The sequence below is a fragment of the Pseudonocardia xinjiangensis genome (assembly GCF_050948425.1).
GTDB classification, from domain to species: Bacteria; Actinomycetota; Actinomycetes; order Mycobacteriales; family Pseudonocardiaceae; genus Pseudonocardia; species Pseudonocardia xinjiangensis.
The window spans coordinates 7,113,041-7,129,550 of the sequence record NZ_CP192009.1; the positions used below are offsets into that span (position 1 = coordinate 7,113,041).

A 16,510-nucleotide genomic window follows, 5' to 3' on the forward strand; every position below is an offset into this window, starting at 1 on the left:
CTCCTAGGTCTCAGTACTTCAGCAGGTTCGCGTCGTCGACCGACGCGGTCCGGCGGGTGCGGAAGATCGACATGATGATCGCGAGACCGACCACGACCTCGGCGGCGGCCACGACCATCACGAAGAACGCCATGACCTGGCCGTCGAGCTGGCCGTTGATCCTCGAGAACGTGACGAGGCTCAGGTTCACGGCGTTGAGCATCAGCTCGATGCACATGAACACGACGATCGCGTTGCGCCGCACCAGCACGCCCACCGCGCCGATGGAGAACAGCAGCGCCGAGAGCAGCAGGTAGTAGGTGGGGCTCACCGGGTCTCCTCGGAGGTGTCGTCGGCGGACCGAGAACCGGTGAGGGCGTGCGCGTCCGGGTGCCGTTCGTCGGTGGGGGCCACCGGGGTGGCGTCGATGATCGCCGAGATCGACTCCGGCGCGATCGAGCCGTCGGGCAGCACGGCCGGGACGGCCACCGAGTTGGCGGTGGCGTAGACACCGGGGCCGGGCAGCGGCGAGATCCGGTCGTGCTCGCCGCGCAGGCGCGCCTCGACCGTGGCCCGCTGGCCACGCTTGAGGTGGCCCTTGCTCTGCGCGAAGGCCAGCACCATGGCGCCCAGCGCCGCGGTGATGAGCAGCGCGGAGGTGAGCTCGAAGGCGAACAGGTACTTCGTGAAGATCAGCGCCCCGAGCCCGGTGACGTTGCCGCCCGCGCCCGCGCCACCCGCGGCCAGGCCGACCGAGGTGACGGAGGTGAGGGAGCTCCCGAGGGCGCCGACCAGCAGCACCGCGAGCCCGATGCCCAGGAGCAGCGCGGTCATCCGCTGGCCACGCAGCACCTCGACCACCGAGTCGGAGCTGTCCCTGCCAACGAGCATCAGCACGAACAGGAACAGCATCATGATCGCGCCCGTGTAGACGATGATCTGCACGAAGCCGAGGAACGGCGCCTGCTGCACGATGTAGAACACCGCGAGGCAGAACATCGTGCCGACCAGTGCGAGCGCGGAGTGCACGGCGTTGCGGGCGAACACCATGCCCAGCGCGCCTGCGAGTGCGATCGGGCCGAGGATCCAGAAGACGACGGCCTCGCCGACGCCGACGGCGTCAGGTGCCGCTTGCGCGAGAACGAGAACGTTCACTTGACCTGCTCCCCCACCGGGTCGGTCTCCAGGTTCTTCCGGGCCAGGGTCGGGCCCTGCACGTAGTAGTCCTGCTCGTCGTTCCCGAGGCGCATCGGGTGCGGCGGCTGCTCCATGCCCGGCAGCAGCGGCGCGAGCAGCTGCTCCTTCGTGTAGATCAGGTCCTGCCGGTTGTCGTCGGCCATCTCGTAGAAGTTGGTCATCGTCAACGAGCGGGTGGGGCAGGCCTCGATGCACAGCCCGCAGCCGATGCAGCGCAGGTAGTTGATCTGGTAGATCGCGCCGAACCGCTCACCCGGGGAGTAGCGCGCCTCCTCGGTGTTGTCGCCGCCCTCGACGTAGATCGCGTCCGCCGGGCAGGCCCAGGCGCACAGCTCGCACCCCACGCACTTCTCCAGCCCGTCCGGATGGCGGTTGAGCTGGTGGCGGCCGTGGTAGCGCGGCGCGGCTGGCGGGAAGTTCTCCGGGTACTCCTCGGTGACGACCTTCTTGAACATCGTCGAGAAGGTGACACCGAAGCCCTTGAAGAACTCAAACATCGTCGGTCTCCTTGGCAGCGGAACCACCGGTCAGGGCCGGCTCCCGCACCTGCCCGGTGTCCACCGGGCGGGCGCGGAGCTTGTGTCGTGACGGTGTGGGCACGGCGAGGTCGATCGGCGGCACCGGGTAGTCGGAGGCCAGCTCGATCACCGGCTCCTCGACCTGCCGGTCGGGCACCAGGAACGCCACCACCAGCACCACGGCGAGCCCGATCCCCACCGCCACCAGCAACGTGGTGACGTTGCCCGCGCCGCTGGTGCGGTAGGTGCGGATCGCGAAGATCGTCAGGATCCACAGCAGGCTGCCCGGGACCAGCACCTTCCAGCCCAGCCGCATGAACTGGTCGTAGCGCAGGCGGGGCAGCGTGCCGCGCAGCCAGATGAAGACGAACAGGAAGATGAACGTCTTGATCAGGAACGCGACGAACTGCAGCCAGCCGTTGGCGTTGAGGAACGACAGCGGCCACGGCCACTGCCCACCGCCCAGGAACAGCGTGGTGGCCATCGCCGAGACGGTGACCATGTTGACGTACTCGGCCAGGAAGAACAGCGCGAACTTCAGCGACGAGTACTCGGTGTGGAACCCGCCCACCAGCTCCGACTCCGCCTCCGGCAGGTCGAACGGCGCCCGGTTGGTCTCCCCGACCATCGCGATCACGAACACCACGAAGCTGGGCGCCAGCAGCAGCAGATACCACCCGCTGCTCTGGGACGCCACGATGTCGGCCGTGGACAGCGACCCGGCGTAGAGGATCACGCCGACGATCGAGAGGCCGAGCGCGATCTCGTAGGAGATCACCTGCGCCGCGCTGCGCAGCGCGGCGAGCAGGGGGTACGGGGAACCCGAGGCCCAGCCGCCGAGCACGATCCCGTAGACGCCGATGGAGCTGCAGGCGAGCACGACCAGCACCCCGACGGGGAGATCCACCAGCTGCAGGACGGTCGGCTCGCCGAAGATCGAGACCTCGCCGCCGAACGGGATCACCGAGAACGCCACGAACGCCGGGATCGTCGAGATGACCGGGGCGATGAAGTACACCCGCTTGTCGGCCATCACCGGCATGATGTCTTCCTTGAACGCCAGCTTGAGCCCGTCGGCGAGGCTCTGCAGCCAGCCACCCGGGCCCGTCCGGTTCGGGCCGGGACGCTGCTGCATCCGGCCCACCACCTTGCGCTCAAGGTTGATCATGAACAGGGTGAGCACCACGCCGATGGCGAACAGCGCCACCACCTTGAGCAGCACCAGCCAGATCGGGTCGTCGGCCAGCAGCTGCTGGGTGCGGGTCATCCCGCCCGGCGCCTGCGCGAGCAGCTGGATGGTGGTCATGCCGTCACCCCCACGAGGTCACCGTGACCTGCTCCGAGAACGCTGCGGACGCGGCTGCCGTCGGAGTTGCCCGGCAGCCACACCACACCGTCGGGTAGATCGGCCAGCGCCACCGGCAGGGTGACCGCACCGCGGTCGGTGCGCACCGTGGCCGGCTGCCCCTCGACGAGGCCGAGCCGCTCGGCCGTGGCCGCGTTGACCCGCGCGAACGCCGGTCGTGCCGTGCCCGCCAGTGCGGGCTCGTCGACGGCCAGCGCCGCGTCGTCCACCAGCTGGCGCCAGGTCGCGAGCACCGCCTGCCCGAAGGCCGGGCGCAGCGGCTCCACCGGCGGCACCGACGGCGCCGCCGCGGCCGTCCGGGCGCCGAGCCCGAGCCGGCCCAGCTCACCGGCCGCGGCGGCGGGCGTCTGCGTGAACAGGTCGGCGTCCATCTCGACGGCCAGCGTGTCGAGCACGCGGCAGTCCGGGAGCACGCCGCTCGCGTCGAGGGCCGGCGTGAACTCGCGGCGCCTGCCCTCCCAGTTCAGGTAGCTGCCGGACCGCTGGGCATCGGGAGCCACCGGCAGCACGACGTCGGCCAGCTCCGTGACCGCCGAGGTGTGCATCTCCAGGCTCACCAGGAAGCCGACCTCCCGCAGCCCGGCGAGGGCGGCGGCCGGGTCGGCGAGGTCGTGCGGGTCGAGCCCGCCGACCACCAGCGCGGCCAGCTCGCCGATCGCGGCGGCCGCCAGGATCTCGTCGGTGTCGCGGCCCGGGGCGGTGGGCAGCGTTCCGGCCGCCAGGCCCCAGGCCGCCTCGATCTCGGCACGCGCGGCCGCGTCGGTGACCGGGCGGCCGCCGGGCAGCAGCGTGGGGACGGCACCGGCGTCGAGCGCACCGCGCTCACCGGCCCGGCGTGGCACCCAGCCGACGACGGCACCGGTGCGGGCGGCCAGCGCCGACACCGCGGAGTACAGGCCCGGCACCTCGGCTGCGCGCTCCCCCACGAGGATCACGCCGCCACCGGTGAGGGCGGCGACGACGTGCTCCGGGAGCTCGGCGAGCACGGCAGCCTCGGCGCCCGGGACCGAGCGGACGAGGTTGTCCTTGGCCGCCGGGGACGCGGCCCCGGTGTCGCGCGAGGTGCGCGCGACGGCCGGAGTGGTCCACTGGCCGAGGTGGAACACCTGCTGGCCGTGCTTGCGGGCCGCCTTGCGCAGGCGGAGGAAGACGATCGGCGACTCCTCCTCCGGCTCGAACGCCACGCACAGGACCGCGGGCGCGGCCTCCAGCCGGGCGTAGTCGAGCACCTCGGGGCCCTGGCCGACGACGTGCGCCGCCAGGAACTCCAGCTCCTCGGCCGAGTGCGGCCGGGCCCGGAAGTCGACGTCGTTGGTGTGCGCCGCCACGCGGGCGAACTTGCCGTACGCGTAGGCGTCCTCGACGGTCAGCCGGCCGCCCGCGAGCACCCCGATGCCACCCTCACGGGCGGCGGTGAGGCCCTCTGCCGCGGCCGTGAGCGCCTCGGTCCACGAGGTCTCGACGAGCACCCCGTCGGCGCCGCGGACCATCGGGCGGGTGATCCGCTCCGGCGAGCCGAGGTAGCGGAACGCGAACCGCCCCTTGTCGCAGTTCCACTCCTCGTTGACCGCCGGGTCGTTGCCTGCCAGCCTGCGCAGCACCGTGCCGCGCCGGGTGTCGACGCGCTGGGCGCAGCCCGACGCACAGTGCTCGCAGACGCCGTCGGTGGAGACGAGGTCGAACGGGCGGGAGCGGAACCGGTACGCGGCACTGGTCAGCGCGCCGACCGGGCAGATCTGGATGGTGTTGCCGGAGAAGTAGCTCTGGAACGGCTTGTCCTCGGCCACCCCGATCTGCTGGTGCGCACCGCGCTCGAGCAGATCGATGAACGGGTCGCCCCCGATCTCCTCGGAGAACCGGGTGCAGCGCTGGCAGAGCACGCAGCGCTCGCGGTCGAGCAGCACCTGCGTGGAGATCGGCAGCGGCTTGGGGAACGTCCGCTTGGTGTCGACGAACCGCGAGTCGGTGCGGCCGGTGCTCATCGCCTGGTTCTGCAGGGGGCACTCGCCGCCCTTGTCGCAGATCGGGCAGTCCAGCGGGTGGTTGATGAGCAGCAGCTCCATCACCCCCTCCTGGGCCTTCGCGGCCACGGGAGAGGAGTGCTGGGTCTTGACGACCATGCCGTCGGCCACGGTCATCGTGCAGCTGGCCTGCGGCTTCGGCATCGGGCGCCCGCCCATCTCCACCTCGACCAGGCACTGGCGGCAGGCGCCCGCCGGGTCGAGCAGGGGGTGGTCGCAGAAGCGCGGGACGATGATCCCCAGGCGCTCGCAGGTGCGGATCAGCAACTCGCCCTTGGGCGCGTCGACCTCGAGGCCGTCGATCGTGAGGCGGACGTGGCCCTCGGGTACGGGCCGCGCCTCCTTCTTCTCCTCGGGAGCGATTGTCATGCCGTGGCTCCGGTCAGCTCGGCCAGCTGCTCCGGACGTGCCACCGCGGGTTGGGCGGCGATCAGGTCCAGGAACTCCTGGCGGAAGTACTTGATGCCGCTGGTGATCGGGCTGGTCGCACCGTCACCCAGTGCGCAGAACGAGCGGCCCAGGATGTTGTCGCAGATGTCGAGCATCGTCTCGACGTCGGCCTCGGTGCCCTCGCCGTGCACCATGCGCTCGAGGATCTGGACGAGCCAGTAGGTGCCCTCGCGGCACGGCGTGCACTTGCCGCAGGACTCGTGCTTGTAGAACTCGGTCCACTTCATCACCGCCCACGGCACGGACACGGTCTCGTTGAAGACCTGCACCGCGGTGGTGCCCAGCATCGACCCGGCCGCTGCCGCGCCCTCGAAGTCCAGCGGGACGTCGAGGTGCTCGGCGGTGAACAGTGGGGTGGACGAGCCGCCCGGCGTCCAGAACTTGAGCGGGATCCCGTCCTTCATCCCGCCCGCGAGATCCAGCAGCTGCCGCAGCGTGATGCCCAGCGGGGCCTCGTACTGGCCGGGCCGCTCGACGTGCCCGGACACCGAGTAGATCTTCGGGCCGGGGCTCTTCTCCGAGCCCATGCTGCGGAACCAGTCGCTGCCGCCCTGCACGATCGCGGGAACCGAGGCGATGGTCTCCACGTTGTTGACCACAGTGGGCGATGCGTACAGACCGGACGTGGCCGGGAACGGAGGCTTGAGGCGCGGTTGACCGCGACGACCTTCGAGCGAGTCGAGCAGCGCCGTCTCCTCGCCGCAGATGTACGCACCGGCGCCGGCGTGCACCACGATGTCCAGGTCGAAGCCGGAACCGAGGATGTCCTTGCCCAGGTAGCCCTTGGCGTAGGCCTCCTCCACCGCACGGCGCACCCGGCGGATGCAGTGCAGGGCCTCGCCACGCACGTAGATCGCGCAGAAGTTCGAGCGGATCGCGTAGCAGGTGATGATGCAACCCTCCACCAGGGAGTGGGGGTCGGCCATCATCGTCGGGATGTCCTTGCAGGTGCCCGGCTCGCCCTCGTCGGCGTTGACCACGAGGTACTTGGGCTTGGCGCCCGGCCCGGTGGGCCCCTGCGGGATGAAGCTCCACTTCATCCCCGTGGGGAAGCCAGCACCGCCACGCCCGCGCAGGCCGGAGTCCTTCACCAGCTGGATCAGCTGGTCGGGGTGCGCGGCGAGCGCCGACCGGAGAGCCTGGTAGCCCTCCAGCTGTTCGTAGGTGTCGATCGACCACGAGCGGGGCGACAGCCAGCGCCGGGTGAGCACCGGGGTGAGCGGGTCGGGCGCCGGCGGGTTGGTCTGTGCAGCGGTCATGACTTCTTCTCCGGGAGGTCCGGCAAGGCCGGTGGGGCGTCGGGCATCGGCGGGGCGACCCAGCCGCGGTCGGCCGCCAGCTGCGCGCCGCGCACCGTCTCCGGTGCGGTCGACGGGCCTTCGACGCTGCGCTCCAGGTCGGGGAAGATCCCGGCCAGCTCGAGCTCCACGGTCTTGAGGTCGGTGAGCGGGGCCCCGCGGGTGGGCGCCGGCCGCTCGCCGCGCTGCAGCGCGTCCACCAGCGCCTCCGCCGACTCAAGCGTGAGGTTGTCGAAGTACTCGTAGTTGACCTGCAGCACCGGGCCCAGGTCGCAGGCCGCCAGGCACTCCGCGTGCTCGAGCGTGATCGAACCCGGGGTGCCCGGCTCGCCCGCCGTCTCCTCGTGGCCGACGCCGAGCTTCTCGCTGAGCCGCTTGTAGATCGCGTCGCCACCCAGCACGGCGCAGAGTGTGTTCGTACACACGCTGACCAGGTGTTCTCCGCACGGGCTGCGCTTGTACATTGTGTAGAAGGTGGCTACCGCGGAGACCTCGGCGGTCGTCAGTTCCAACGCTTCAGCGCAGTAGCGGATCCCGTCCTGGCTGACGAAACCCTCCACCGACTGCACGAGGTGCAGCAACGGGAGGAGTGCCGATCGTGACTGTGGGTAGCGAGCGATGATCTCCTTCGTCCGCTGGCGGGTCACCTCGTCGAAGACCGGTGAGACGGGTGACGGCTCCTGCGCCACCGCCTCCCACACGACCTCCTCCGGCGCGGCCGGCCGGCCGTTCGCCTCGGGCGTGCCTTCCGGCGTTGTCATCGGTCCACGCCTCCCATGACCGGGTCGATCGACGCGACGGCCGCGATGACGTCCGCCACCATGCCGCCCTCGCTCATCGCCGGCATCGTCTGCAGGTTCACGAAGCTGGGGTCGCGGACGTGGACACGCACCGGGCGCGTACCCCCGTCGGACACCAGGTGGTAGCCCAGCTCACCGCGGGGCGACTCGATCGGTACGTACACCTGGCCGGCCGGCACCGAGAAGCCCTCGGTGACCAGCTTGAAGTGATGGATCAGCGACTCCATCGACTGACCCATGATCTTGCGGACGTGCTCGAGGCTGTTGCCCATCCCGTCCGAGCCGATCGAGAGCTGCGCAGGCCAGGCGACCTTGCGGTCCTCGACCATGACCGGGCCGGGCTCCATCTTCTGGGCGGCCTGCTCGATGATCTTCAGCGACTCGTGGATCTCCGCGACCCGCAGCCGGTAGCGGGCGTAGCAGTCCGCCTCGGTGGCCGTGGGGACCTCGAAGTCGTACTCCTCATAGCCGCAGTAGGGCTCCACCTTGCGCAGGTCCCACGGCAGCCCCGCCGCGCGCAGGATCGGCCCGGTGGCCCCGAGTGCGAGACACCCGTCCAGCGGCAGGTAACCGACCTTCTCGAGGCGCTGGCGCCAGATCGGCTGCCCGGTGAGCAGCTTGTCGTAGTCGGGCAGCCGCGTGCGCATCAGCGCGACGAACTCGGCGACCTTCTGCTCCCAGCCGTCGGGGAGGTCCTGCGCGAGACCGCCGGGCCGGACGAACGCGTGGTTCATCCGCAGACCGGTGAGGAACTCGAGCAGGTGCAGCACCTCCTCGCGCTCCCGGAAGCCCGCCGTCATGCCGGTGAGCGCGCCCAGCTCCATCCCGCCGGTGGCCAGGCACACCAGGTGCGAGCCGATGCGCGTGAGCTCCATGAGCAGCACCCGGGCCACGGTCGCGCGGCGCGGCGCCTCGATGCCCAGCAGCTTCTCCACCGCCAGGCAGTACGCGGTCTCGTTGAAGATCGGCGCGAGGTAGTCCATGCGCGTCACGAAGGTGACGCCCTGGGTCCAGGTGCGGTACTCGCAGTTCTTCTCGATACCGGTGTGCAGGTAGCCGATCACCGACCTGGCCTGCTGCACCGTCTCGCCCTCGAGCTCCAGCACCAGCCGCAGCACGCCGTGCGTGGACGGGTGCTGCGGGCCCATGTTGATGACGATGCGGTCGTCGTGCTCCTCGTCGAGGAACGTGTCCCAGTCGCCACCGGTGACGGTGTAGACCGTGCCCTCGGTGGTCTCACGCTCCGACGCGCGGTACGCATCGGGCGTGGGAGCGTCGTCACGGATGTCCGTCATGTCGCCGCCTCCGCGGAGATGAGGTCGTCGGGGGTCACGTGTAGGACCGCCGCTGGTCCGGAGGCGGGATCTCCGCCCCCTTGTACTCCACCGGGATCCCGCCGAGCGGGTAGTCCTTGCGCTGGGGGTGGCCTTCCCAGTCGTCCGGCATCAGGATCCGGGTGAGCGCCGGATGGCCGTCGAAGATCACGCCGAACATGTCCCAGGTCTCCCGCTCGTGCCAGTCGGCCGTCGGGTAGACCTCGACGACGCTCGGCAGGTGCGGGTCGTCCACGTCGAGCGCGACCTCCAGCCGGATGCGGCGCCGGTAGGTCATCGACGTCAGGTGGTAGACGACGTGCAGCCGCTGCGCGACGCCCTCGCCGTAGTCCACCCCGGACACCGAGGAGCACAGCTCGAAGCGCAGGCCCTCGTCGTCGCGCAGCGTGCGGCAGAGGTCGAGGATGCGCTCGCGCCGCACGTAGAACGTGATCTCGCCGCGGTCGATGGTGATCTGCTGCACCGCGCCGCGCGGCACCCCGCGCTCGGCCAGCGCCTCGGCGAAGTCGTCGGCGAACTCGTCGAACCATCCGCCGAACGGCCGCTCGGCCGGGGCCGGGGCGTGCCCGGGCAACCGCAGCCCGCCGAAGCCGGAGGTGTCGCCGGAGCCGGTGACCCCGAACATCCCCTGGCGCTCGCGGGTGGCCGGGGCCGCGACCCGCGTGCCCCCCTCCGGGGTGGACCGGTCACCGCCATCGGCGGCCGACCGCGCGTCGATCGGCGCGCCCGTCTGCTCCGGTTCGCCGCCCGCGGGCCGCTCGCCTCCCGCGGCGCGCTGCGCGGCGGTGTCGGCTCCGCTCGCCTCCGCGGAGGACTGGGCGCCGCCGGTCGGCTCGCCGCTCTCCTTGGACGTGCCGGACGTGCCGGTGTTCTCGTCAGCCATGGCCGGTCACTTCTTCTTCGCGTACTTGATCGAGGACGGCACCAGCTCGGTCTTGTAGCCGCTCTCCGCGAGCGCAGCGGCCCGCTTGGCACCGAGGGGCTCGTCCATGATCTTGGCGTGGATCTTGAGGATCGCGTCCATCAGCATCTCCGGCCGCGGCGGGCAGCCGGGCAGGTACATGTCGACGGGGACGACGTGGTCGACGCCCTGCACGATCGCGTAGTTGTTGAACATGCCCCCCGACGATGCGCAGACGCCCATCGCCAGCACCCAGCGGGGCTCGGGCATCTGGTCGTAGATCTGGCGCAGGACGGGAGCCATCTTGTTGCTCACCCGGCCCGCGACGATCATCAGGTCGGCCTGGCGCGGCGAGGCGCGGAAGACCTCCATCCCGAAGCGGGCCAGGTCGTACCGTGGCGCCCCGGTGGTCATCATCTCGATCGCGCAGCAGGCCAACCCGAAGGTGGCGGGCCACAGCGAGGACTTGCGGGTCCAGTTGACCAGCTTCTCGACACTGGTCAGCAGTACGCCGCTGGGCAGGTGCTCTTCCAGACCCATCTCAGTTCCAATCCAGTCCGCCGCGCCGCCACACGTATACGTAGGCGAAGCCGACCGTGACGATGAACAGCACGATCTCCACCAGCCCGAACAGTCCGAGCGCATCGGCGCTGACCGCGAACGGATAGAGGAAGACCATCTCGATGTCGAACAGGATGAACAGCATCGCCGTGAGGTAGTAGGCGACCGGCATGCGGCCACTACCCACGACGGGCTGGGGTGAAGGCTCGATGCCGCACTCGTAGGCGTCGAGCTTCGCCCGGTTGTAGCGCCGCGGCCCGATGTAGGGCGCGGCCGTCACCGAGAACAGCGCGAACGCACCGGCCAGGGCGAACATCAGCACCAGCGGGAGGTAAGGATCGAGCATCCGTTCAGCCCTGTCGTCTACTAGTAGCGGACTCTTCCTGGTCAGACACCGCTCGCGACACTAAGTCGGGGCGCGGCCCTGGCCGGAGCCAGGCATGCCTTAGTACTACAAACTCGGTGCGAGCCTGGTCATCGTGGTGATGACCCGGTCGCTCACGCCCCCGTCCTTCGGGTCGTAGAGGTTGGCGAGCAGCTTGAGGATGAAGCGCATCAAGGTCACGCGCGGCAGACCGTACTTCGTGGCCAGGCCCATCACCGACGGGTTCCCGATGAGCTTCGAGAAGACGTTGCCGATTCGGTAGTAACCGCCCAGCGCCTGGCTCATCGCGACCGGATAGCCGGCCAGTGCCGCCTCCGCCGACGCGCCCGAGCGGGCCAGCGCCTGCACCGCGCACCGGGACGCGATCGCCGCCGACTCCATGGCGTAGGCGATGCCCTCCCCGTTGAACGGGTTGACCATGCCGCCTGCGTCGCCGACGAGCAGCAGGCCGGGGCGGTAGTGCGGGGTGCGGTTGAAGCCCATCGGCAGGGCCGCCCCGCCGACGCTGCCCACCGCGTTCCCGTCGCGGAAGCCCCACTCCTCCGGGGTCCCGTCGAGCCAGGACTTCAGCAGCGCCCGGTAGTCGGTCGATCCGTAGGCCTTGCTCGTGGACAGGATCCCGAGCCCGACGTTCGACGTGCCGTCGCCCATCCCGAAGATCCAGCCGTAGCCCGGCAGCAGCTTGGGGTCGGCCGGGTTCGAGCGGTCCCACAGCTCGAGGTGGCTCTCGAGGAAGTCGTCGTGCGTGCGGGGACTGTTGTAGTACCGGCGGACGGCCACCCCCATCGGCCGGTCGTCGCGCTTGGCCATCCCGAGGCTCAACGCGAGCCGGGCGCTCACGCCGTCGCAGGCGAGGGTGAGCGGCGCCCGGTAAGAGACCGGGCGGCGGTCCTTGCCCTTGCCGACCATGCCGGCCACGCCGGTGACCCGGCCCGTCCGCGGGTCGGTGAGGGCCTCGGTGACCGTGGTGTCCTCGTGCAGCCGCGCGCCGGACTTCTCGGCGTGGCGCACGAGCAGCTCGTCGAAGTCCTGCCGGGGCCGGACGGCACCGAAGTTCGGGAAGCTCGCGAGGGTGGGCCACTCCAGCTCGAGGGTGACGCCGCCACCCACCACCCGCAGGCCCTTGTTGTGCAGCCAGCCGTTGCTCTCCGAGCAGTCGATGCCCAGGTCGATCAGCTGCTTCATGCCGCGGGGCGTGAAGCCGTCGCCGCAGACCTTCGGCCGCGGGAACGTCGATTTCTCCAGGAGGAGCACGTCGAGACCGGCACGTGAGAGGTATGCAGCGGCGGTGGACCCGGCGGGACCGGCACCGACGACGATGACGTCGGCGTCGGCATCCGGTCGCCCGCCGACGGTGGTGGGTTCGGGCGCGACCAAAACGGCTCCTTGTGAACAGATTCACGAAGTCTTACGGAGTCTATGCACCCGGGCGAGTGAGCGCGCGTCCGCCACCCGGGCGGCGCCTCCCCGACGCCGCAGATCGACTGCGCCGGGCATTCAACATCGGCAGCGTCAGCCCACCGGACGGTCCACGACACGGTACGGACGGCGGGCCCGGTGCAGGGCGACCGCCCCCAGAGCCAGGTCCCGCCAGGCCACCTGCGTCCAGCCGGCAGCCGCGATCCGCCGGGCCAGCTCGGGCTGGGCGGGCCAGGCGCGGATCGACTCACCGAGGTAGCGGTAGGCCTCCGGATTGCTCGAGACGCGTTCCGCGACCGCGGGGAGCACCCGCTCGAGCCCCAGGTGGTAGGCGACCCGGAACGGCCCGAACGTCGGACGGCCGAACTCGCACACCACCAGCCGGCCGCCCGGCCGCGTGACCCGCGCCAGCTCGGCGAGGGCGGCATCGGGATCGGCGACGTTGCGCAGCCCGAACGAGATCGTCACCGCGTCGAAGGCGGCGTCCCGGAACGGCAGGTGCAACGCGTCGGCCGCCACCTTCGGCACCGCACGGTGGGCGCCCGCCTGGAGCATCCCCAGCGAGAAGTCGGCCGCCACGCACCAGGCACCGGAACGGGTCAGCTCCACCGTCGACACGGCGGTGCCCGCGGCGAGATCGAGCACCCGGTCCCCCGGCCGCAGCTCCAGCGCCTCCCGCGTGCGGGCCCGCCACCGCCGGTCCTGCCCGGCGGTGAGCACGGTGTTGGTGAGGTCGTAGCGGCGCGCGACGCCGTCGAACATCGCGGCGACGTCGTGCGGGTCCTTGTCGAGGTCGGCGCGGCTCACGCGGGGAACGCTACGCGGACCGCCCCAACCCCCCACACCCTCCCGCGAGTCGCCCGTTCCCACCCCGCGAGTCGCCCGAAACCCGCCCGCGAGTCGCCCGTTCCCGGCCCGCGAGTCGCCCGAAATCCGCCCGCGAGTCGCCCGTTCCCGCCGCGCGAGTCGCCCCTTCCCACCCGCCGGTTGCAGGTCAGCAGGTGAGGCGGGCGAGCATCCGTCCGACGGACTCCGGCCAGCCGAACTGCTCGGCCCGGGCGCGCGCTGCCGCCCGCCGCGCTCCCTCGTCGGCCGCGAGCAGCGTCGTGACGCCCGCGGCGAAGGCCTCGGGACGGTCCAGGGCCGCGGCACCGGACGGCCCGACGATCTCCGGCAGCGCCGACGACGCCGACACGACGACGGGCGTGCCGCTGGCCAGTGCCTCCAGCGCCGACAACCCGAACGTCTCGTGCGGACCGGGCGCGAGCGAGACGTCCGCGGACGCGAGGAGCCGCGCCAACCGGCTGCGGTCGGGCACGAAGCCGATGAACGTCACGGGCAGCCCGCTCGCGCGCCGCTCCAGCAGCGGGCGGCGCGGACCGTCACCGGCGACGACCAGCCGGACCCGGTGGCCGGCGGCGCGCAACGCCGCGACGGTGTCGATGCTCCGCTCCGGGTGCTTCTCCGGAGAGAGCCGCCCGCAGTGGACGAGCAGGGTGTCGGCGCCGTCGGCGAGTGCACTCCGCAGCGCCGGGTCACGGTGCAACGGGGAGAAGGTCGCGAGATCGACCCCCAGCGGTATCTGCGCGACGTTGGCCACGCCGATCCGGTCGAACTCGGCGCGGGCGAACGAGGTGGTGCACACGACGGTGTCGTAGGCGGCGGCCATCCGCGCGTTCGCGGCGTCGGCGACCCTTCGGGCGGCCGGCTCGGGCAGCAGGAACTGCGAGAGCAGCCGGTCGAGGCGCTCGTGGGAGATCACGATGCTCGGCACGCCCCGCCGGGACGCCCACCGACCGAGGCCGCGCAGCGTCAGCCGGTCGGACACCTCGATGGCGTCCGGACGCAGCCGGTCGAGCAGCCGCTCGACCCGCCAGGGGTCCACGGCGCGGTACCCGCCGGTGCCGGGCAGCCGGGGTGCGGCGATGGTGATCCGGCGGATGCCACCGGGCAGCACCTCGGCGGCGGACCTCGCGCCGGGCACCACGAGCACCACCTCGTGACCCCGGCCCGCGTAGCCCGCGCCGAGGTGGTGGAGCGCGGTGCGCAGGCCGCCGGAGCGGGGACCGTAGAAGTTGGCGAGCTGGACGATGCGCACAGTCAGGCTGCCGCCGCAGTGGCCCCGATGACCTCCGCGTAGTGCGCGAGCAGCTCGTCGCCCACCGCCGACCACGTACGCCGCAGCACCGACTGCCGGGCAGCGGCGCCGAACCGGGCCCTCGTCCCGGCATCGGTGAGCGCCTCGACGGCCGCACGCAGCTGCGCATCCGCCGCGACCGACCTCGGGTCGTGCGTCTCCGCACCGTCGGGATGCGGGGGCACGAGGTAGCCGGTGCGGCCGGGGAGCACCAGGTCGCGCGGGCCACCGGCGTCCGGCGCGACGACGGGTAGCCCCGACGCGAGCGCCTCCTGGACGGCCTGGCAGAAGGTCTCCGACGGGCCAGTGTGGACGAAGACGTCCAGCGACGCGTAGATCCGGGCCAGCTCGTCGCCACCGCGGAAGCCGAGGAACGCCGCCGTGGGCAACGCGGCCGCCAGCCTCTCCCGGCTCGGGCCGGAGCCGACCACCACGAGCCGGGTGCCGGGCACGTCGGCCAGCGCGGTGAGCCGCTCGACCTGCTTCTCCGGTGCCAGCCTGCCCACGTAGCCGACCAGCAGCTCACCATCGGGCGCCAGCGACGCCCGCAGCCGGTCGTCGCGCTTGTGCGGGGTGAACCTGCGCGTGTCGACGCCGCGCGCCCACTGGTGCACCCGCGGCACCCCGCGGGCCCGCAGCGCCTCGGTGGCCCAGCTCGACGGGGCGAGCGTGCGGTCGGCCTGGCCGTGCAGCCGGCACGTCCAGCGCCACGCCGCGCGCGCCGTCAGCCCCAGGCCGTACGAGGAGGCGAACCCGGCCACGTCCGTCTGGTAGACCGCGACGGTCGGGATGCCCAGCCGGCGCGCCGCGGCGAGCCCGCGGTAGCCGACGACGAACGGCGCGGCCAGGTGGACGACGTCGGGGGCGAACTCCCGCAGCGCCGTCAGCACCCGCCGGCTCGGCACGCCCACCGGCATCGACGACACGACCGGCAGGTCCACCGCCGGGATCCGCACGACACGGGCGCCCGCGTACTCCATCGGGCCGTCCATCCCCGGCGCGATCACCAACGCCTCGTGCCCGGCGGCCGTCAGGTGCTCGACGACCCGCAGCACGGAGTTCGTCACGCCGTTGACCACGGGAAGGAAGCACTCGGAGACGATGGCGACACGCACAGGGGAACCGTCGCGCGTCCGGAGGGCGGGGTGCTGACGAGCCATCGAACACGCGGCCAACAGCCCGTGTCGGGCACACAGTTGGCCGGGTGATCCTTGACACGTCATCTGGGCGACGCACCCGGGACACCGGAGCCGGTGACGCTCGGACCACATGACCGTCCAGCAGCACCCGAGCGCACTCCCGTCACCGCTCCCGGTGGAGCCGGGGCTGCTTTCCAGGGCCTTGGAGGTGGCCGGACGCCTGGCCAACGACGCCGCGGAGGTCATCACGGCCACCGCGGGTCGCGGGCAGCAGCCGGGCGCCACGCACAAGGCGAACCCCTTCGACTGGGTCACCGACACCGACCGCACGCTGGAGCGGCACACCCGCCGCGTGCTGGCCTCGGAGTTCCCGGGGATCCCGGTCGTCGGCGAGGAGTTCGGCAGCCCCACGGACGCCGCCGACGCGCCCTACCGCTGGGTGGTCGACCCGGTCGACGGCACCGCCAACTACGTCGCCGGCTTCCCCTGGTGCGCCTACAGCCTCGCGTTGGTGGACGGCTCAGGACCGGTCGTCGGGGTGATCGCCGATCCCAGCCGGGCCCAGATCTACGCGGCCGCCCGCGGACGAGGGGTACGGGCGAACGGCGTGGCCGTCACCGTGACACCGCGGTCGCCCACCGGGGGCCTGGTGTGCGCGGAGCTCTCACTGGAACGCGCACCCGCGTTCGCCCGGCACGCTGCCGCCGGTCACGTGGGGGTCCGTGTGCTGGGGTCGTCGGCGCTCGCGATCACCCAGGTGGCGCTCGGCCACGCCGTCGCCGCCGTGCTCGACGGCTACCGCGAGTGGGACGTGGCAGGCGCCGCGTGCCTCGCGGCGGAGGCCGGCGCGCTGGTCGTCGACGGGGAGGGGCGGCCGAACCCGCTGCCCACCGGCGCGATGGTGGTCGCCGTCCCGGGGTCGCTCGACGAGGTGCTCGGGTGGTGGCACGCGGACCGGTAGGAACACCCGGGCGACTCGCGCGCGGGATTCGGGCGACTCGCGCG

General features: G+C 71.8%; 16 protein-coding genes. 1 reads left to right on the forward strand and 15 read right to left on the reverse strand.

Features of this window, described 5'->3' with window-relative positions:
- Window positions 1-10: 10 nt before the first annotated feature.
- From nuoK to ACQPZA_RS33650, 15 genes are all read right to left on the reverse strand, one after another.
- A complete protein-coding gene (gene nuoK, locus ACQPZA_RS33580; RefSeq protein ID WP_169394285.1) occupies window positions 11-310 on the reverse strand; it encodes an NADH-quinone oxidoreductase subunit NuoK in 300 nt (99 codons plus the stop codon).
- Window positions 307-1,134, reverse strand: a complete 828-nt coding sequence (locus ACQPZA_RS33585) for an NADH-quinone oxidoreductase subunit J (RefSeq protein ID WP_433276168.1) — start codon at window positions 1,132-1,134, stop codon at window positions 307-309. Before ACQPZA_RS33585 ends, nuoK begins: the two co-directional genes overlap by 4 nt.
- Window positions 1,131-1,673, reverse strand: a complete 543-nt coding sequence (nuoI, locus tag ACQPZA_RS33590) for an NADH-quinone oxidoreductase subunit NuoI (RefSeq protein WP_433276170.1) — start codon at window positions 1,671-1,673, stop codon at window positions 1,131-1,133. The genes ACQPZA_RS33585 and nuoI overlap by 4 nt, the downstream gene beginning before the upstream one ends.
- Window positions 1,666-2,961: an NADH-quinone oxidoreductase subunit NuoH gene (gene nuoH / locus ACQPZA_RS33595; RefSeq protein WP_433283093.1), complete on the reverse strand. Its 1,296-nt coding sequence runs from the start codon at window positions 2,959-2,961 to the stop codon at window positions 1,666-1,668. Before nuoH ends, nuoI begins: the two co-directional genes overlap by 8 nt.
- A gap of 35 nt (window positions 2,962-2,996) precedes the next feature.
- The gene (locus ACQPZA_RS33600; protein ID WP_169394282.1) at window positions 2,997-5,450 is read right to left on the reverse strand and encodes an NADH-quinone oxidoreductase subunit G; all 2,454 of its coding nucleotides are present in this window, start codon (window positions 5,448-5,450) and stop codon (window positions 2,997-2,999) included.
- Window positions 5,447-6,790, reverse strand: coding sequence for an NADH-quinone oxidoreductase subunit NuoF (gene nuoF, locus ACQPZA_RS33605; RefSeq protein WP_169394281.1), 1,344 nt, complete (start codon window positions 6,788-6,790; stop codon window positions 5,447-5,449). The genes ACQPZA_RS33600 and nuoF overlap by 4 nt, the downstream gene beginning before the upstream one ends.
- Window positions 6,787-7,590, reverse strand: a complete 804-nt coding sequence (nuoE, locus tag ACQPZA_RS33610) for an NADH-quinone oxidoreductase subunit NuoE (protein WP_169394280.1) — start codon at window positions 7,588-7,590, stop codon at window positions 6,787-6,789. The genes nuoF and nuoE overlap by 4 nt, the downstream gene beginning before the upstream one ends.
- Window positions 7,587-8,924, reverse strand: a complete 1,338-nt coding sequence (locus ACQPZA_RS33615) for an NADH-quinone oxidoreductase subunit D (RefSeq protein WP_433276173.1) — start codon at window positions 8,922-8,924, stop codon at window positions 7,587-7,589. Before ACQPZA_RS33615 ends, nuoE begins: the two co-directional genes overlap by 4 nt.
- A 34-nt stretch (window positions 8,925-8,958) precedes the next feature.
- A complete protein-coding gene (locus ACQPZA_RS33620; protein WP_433276175.1) occupies window positions 8,959-9,846 on the reverse strand; it encodes an NADH-quinone oxidoreductase subunit C in 888 nt (295 codons plus the stop codon).
- Between the two features lie 6 nt (window positions 9,847-9,852).
- Window positions 9,853-10,404 carry a NuoB/complex I 20 kDa subunit family protein gene (locus tag ACQPZA_RS33625; protein ID WP_169394277.1) on the reverse strand — a complete coding sequence of 184 codons (552 nt, stop codon included), beginning with the start codon at window positions 10,402-10,404 and terminating at the stop codon, window positions 9,853-9,855.
- Window position 10,405: 1 nt separating this feature from the next.
- Window positions 10,406-10,771: an NADH-quinone oxidoreductase subunit A gene (locus tag ACQPZA_RS33630; protein ID WP_433276177.1), complete on the reverse strand. Its 366-nt coding sequence runs from the start codon at window positions 10,769-10,771 to the stop codon at window positions 10,406-10,408.
- A 105-nt stretch (window positions 10,772-10,876) separates the two neighbouring features.
- Window positions 10,877-12,187 (reverse strand): geranylgeranyl reductase family protein, encoded by a 1,311-nt coding sequence (locus ACQPZA_RS33635; RefSeq protein WP_169394275.1) that lies wholly within the window; start codon window positions 12,185-12,187, stop codon window positions 10,877-10,879.
- 135 nt (window positions 12,188-12,322) lie between these two features.
- On the reverse strand, window positions 12,323-13,036 hold the full coding sequence (locus tag ACQPZA_RS33640) for a demethylmenaquinone methyltransferase (protein WP_433276179.1): 714 nt from the start codon (window positions 13,034-13,036) through the stop codon (window positions 12,323-12,325).
- 187 nt (window positions 13,037-13,223) lie between these two features.
- Window positions 13,224-14,327: a glycosyltransferase gene (locus ACQPZA_RS33645; protein ID WP_433276181.1), complete on the reverse strand. Its 1,104-nt coding sequence runs from the start codon at window positions 14,325-14,327 to the stop codon at window positions 13,224-13,226.
- Window positions 14,328-14,329: 2 nt separating this feature from the next.
- Complete coding sequence (locus ACQPZA_RS33650) at window positions 14,330-15,481, reverse strand: glycosyltransferase family 4 protein (protein ID WP_312859420.1); 1,152 nt, start codon at window positions 15,479-15,481, stop codon at window positions 14,330-14,332.
- A gap of 154 nt (window positions 15,482-15,635) precedes the next feature.
- Here ACQPZA_RS33650 and ACQPZA_RS33655 point away from each other — a divergent pair, with 154 nt between their 5' ends.
- Window positions 15,636-16,466, forward strand: a complete 831-nt coding sequence (locus ACQPZA_RS33655) for an inositol monophosphatase family protein (RefSeq protein ID WP_169398977.1) — start codon at window positions 15,636-15,638, stop codon at window positions 16,464-16,466.
- The last annotated feature ends 44 nt before the right edge of the window (window positions 16,467-16,510 follow it).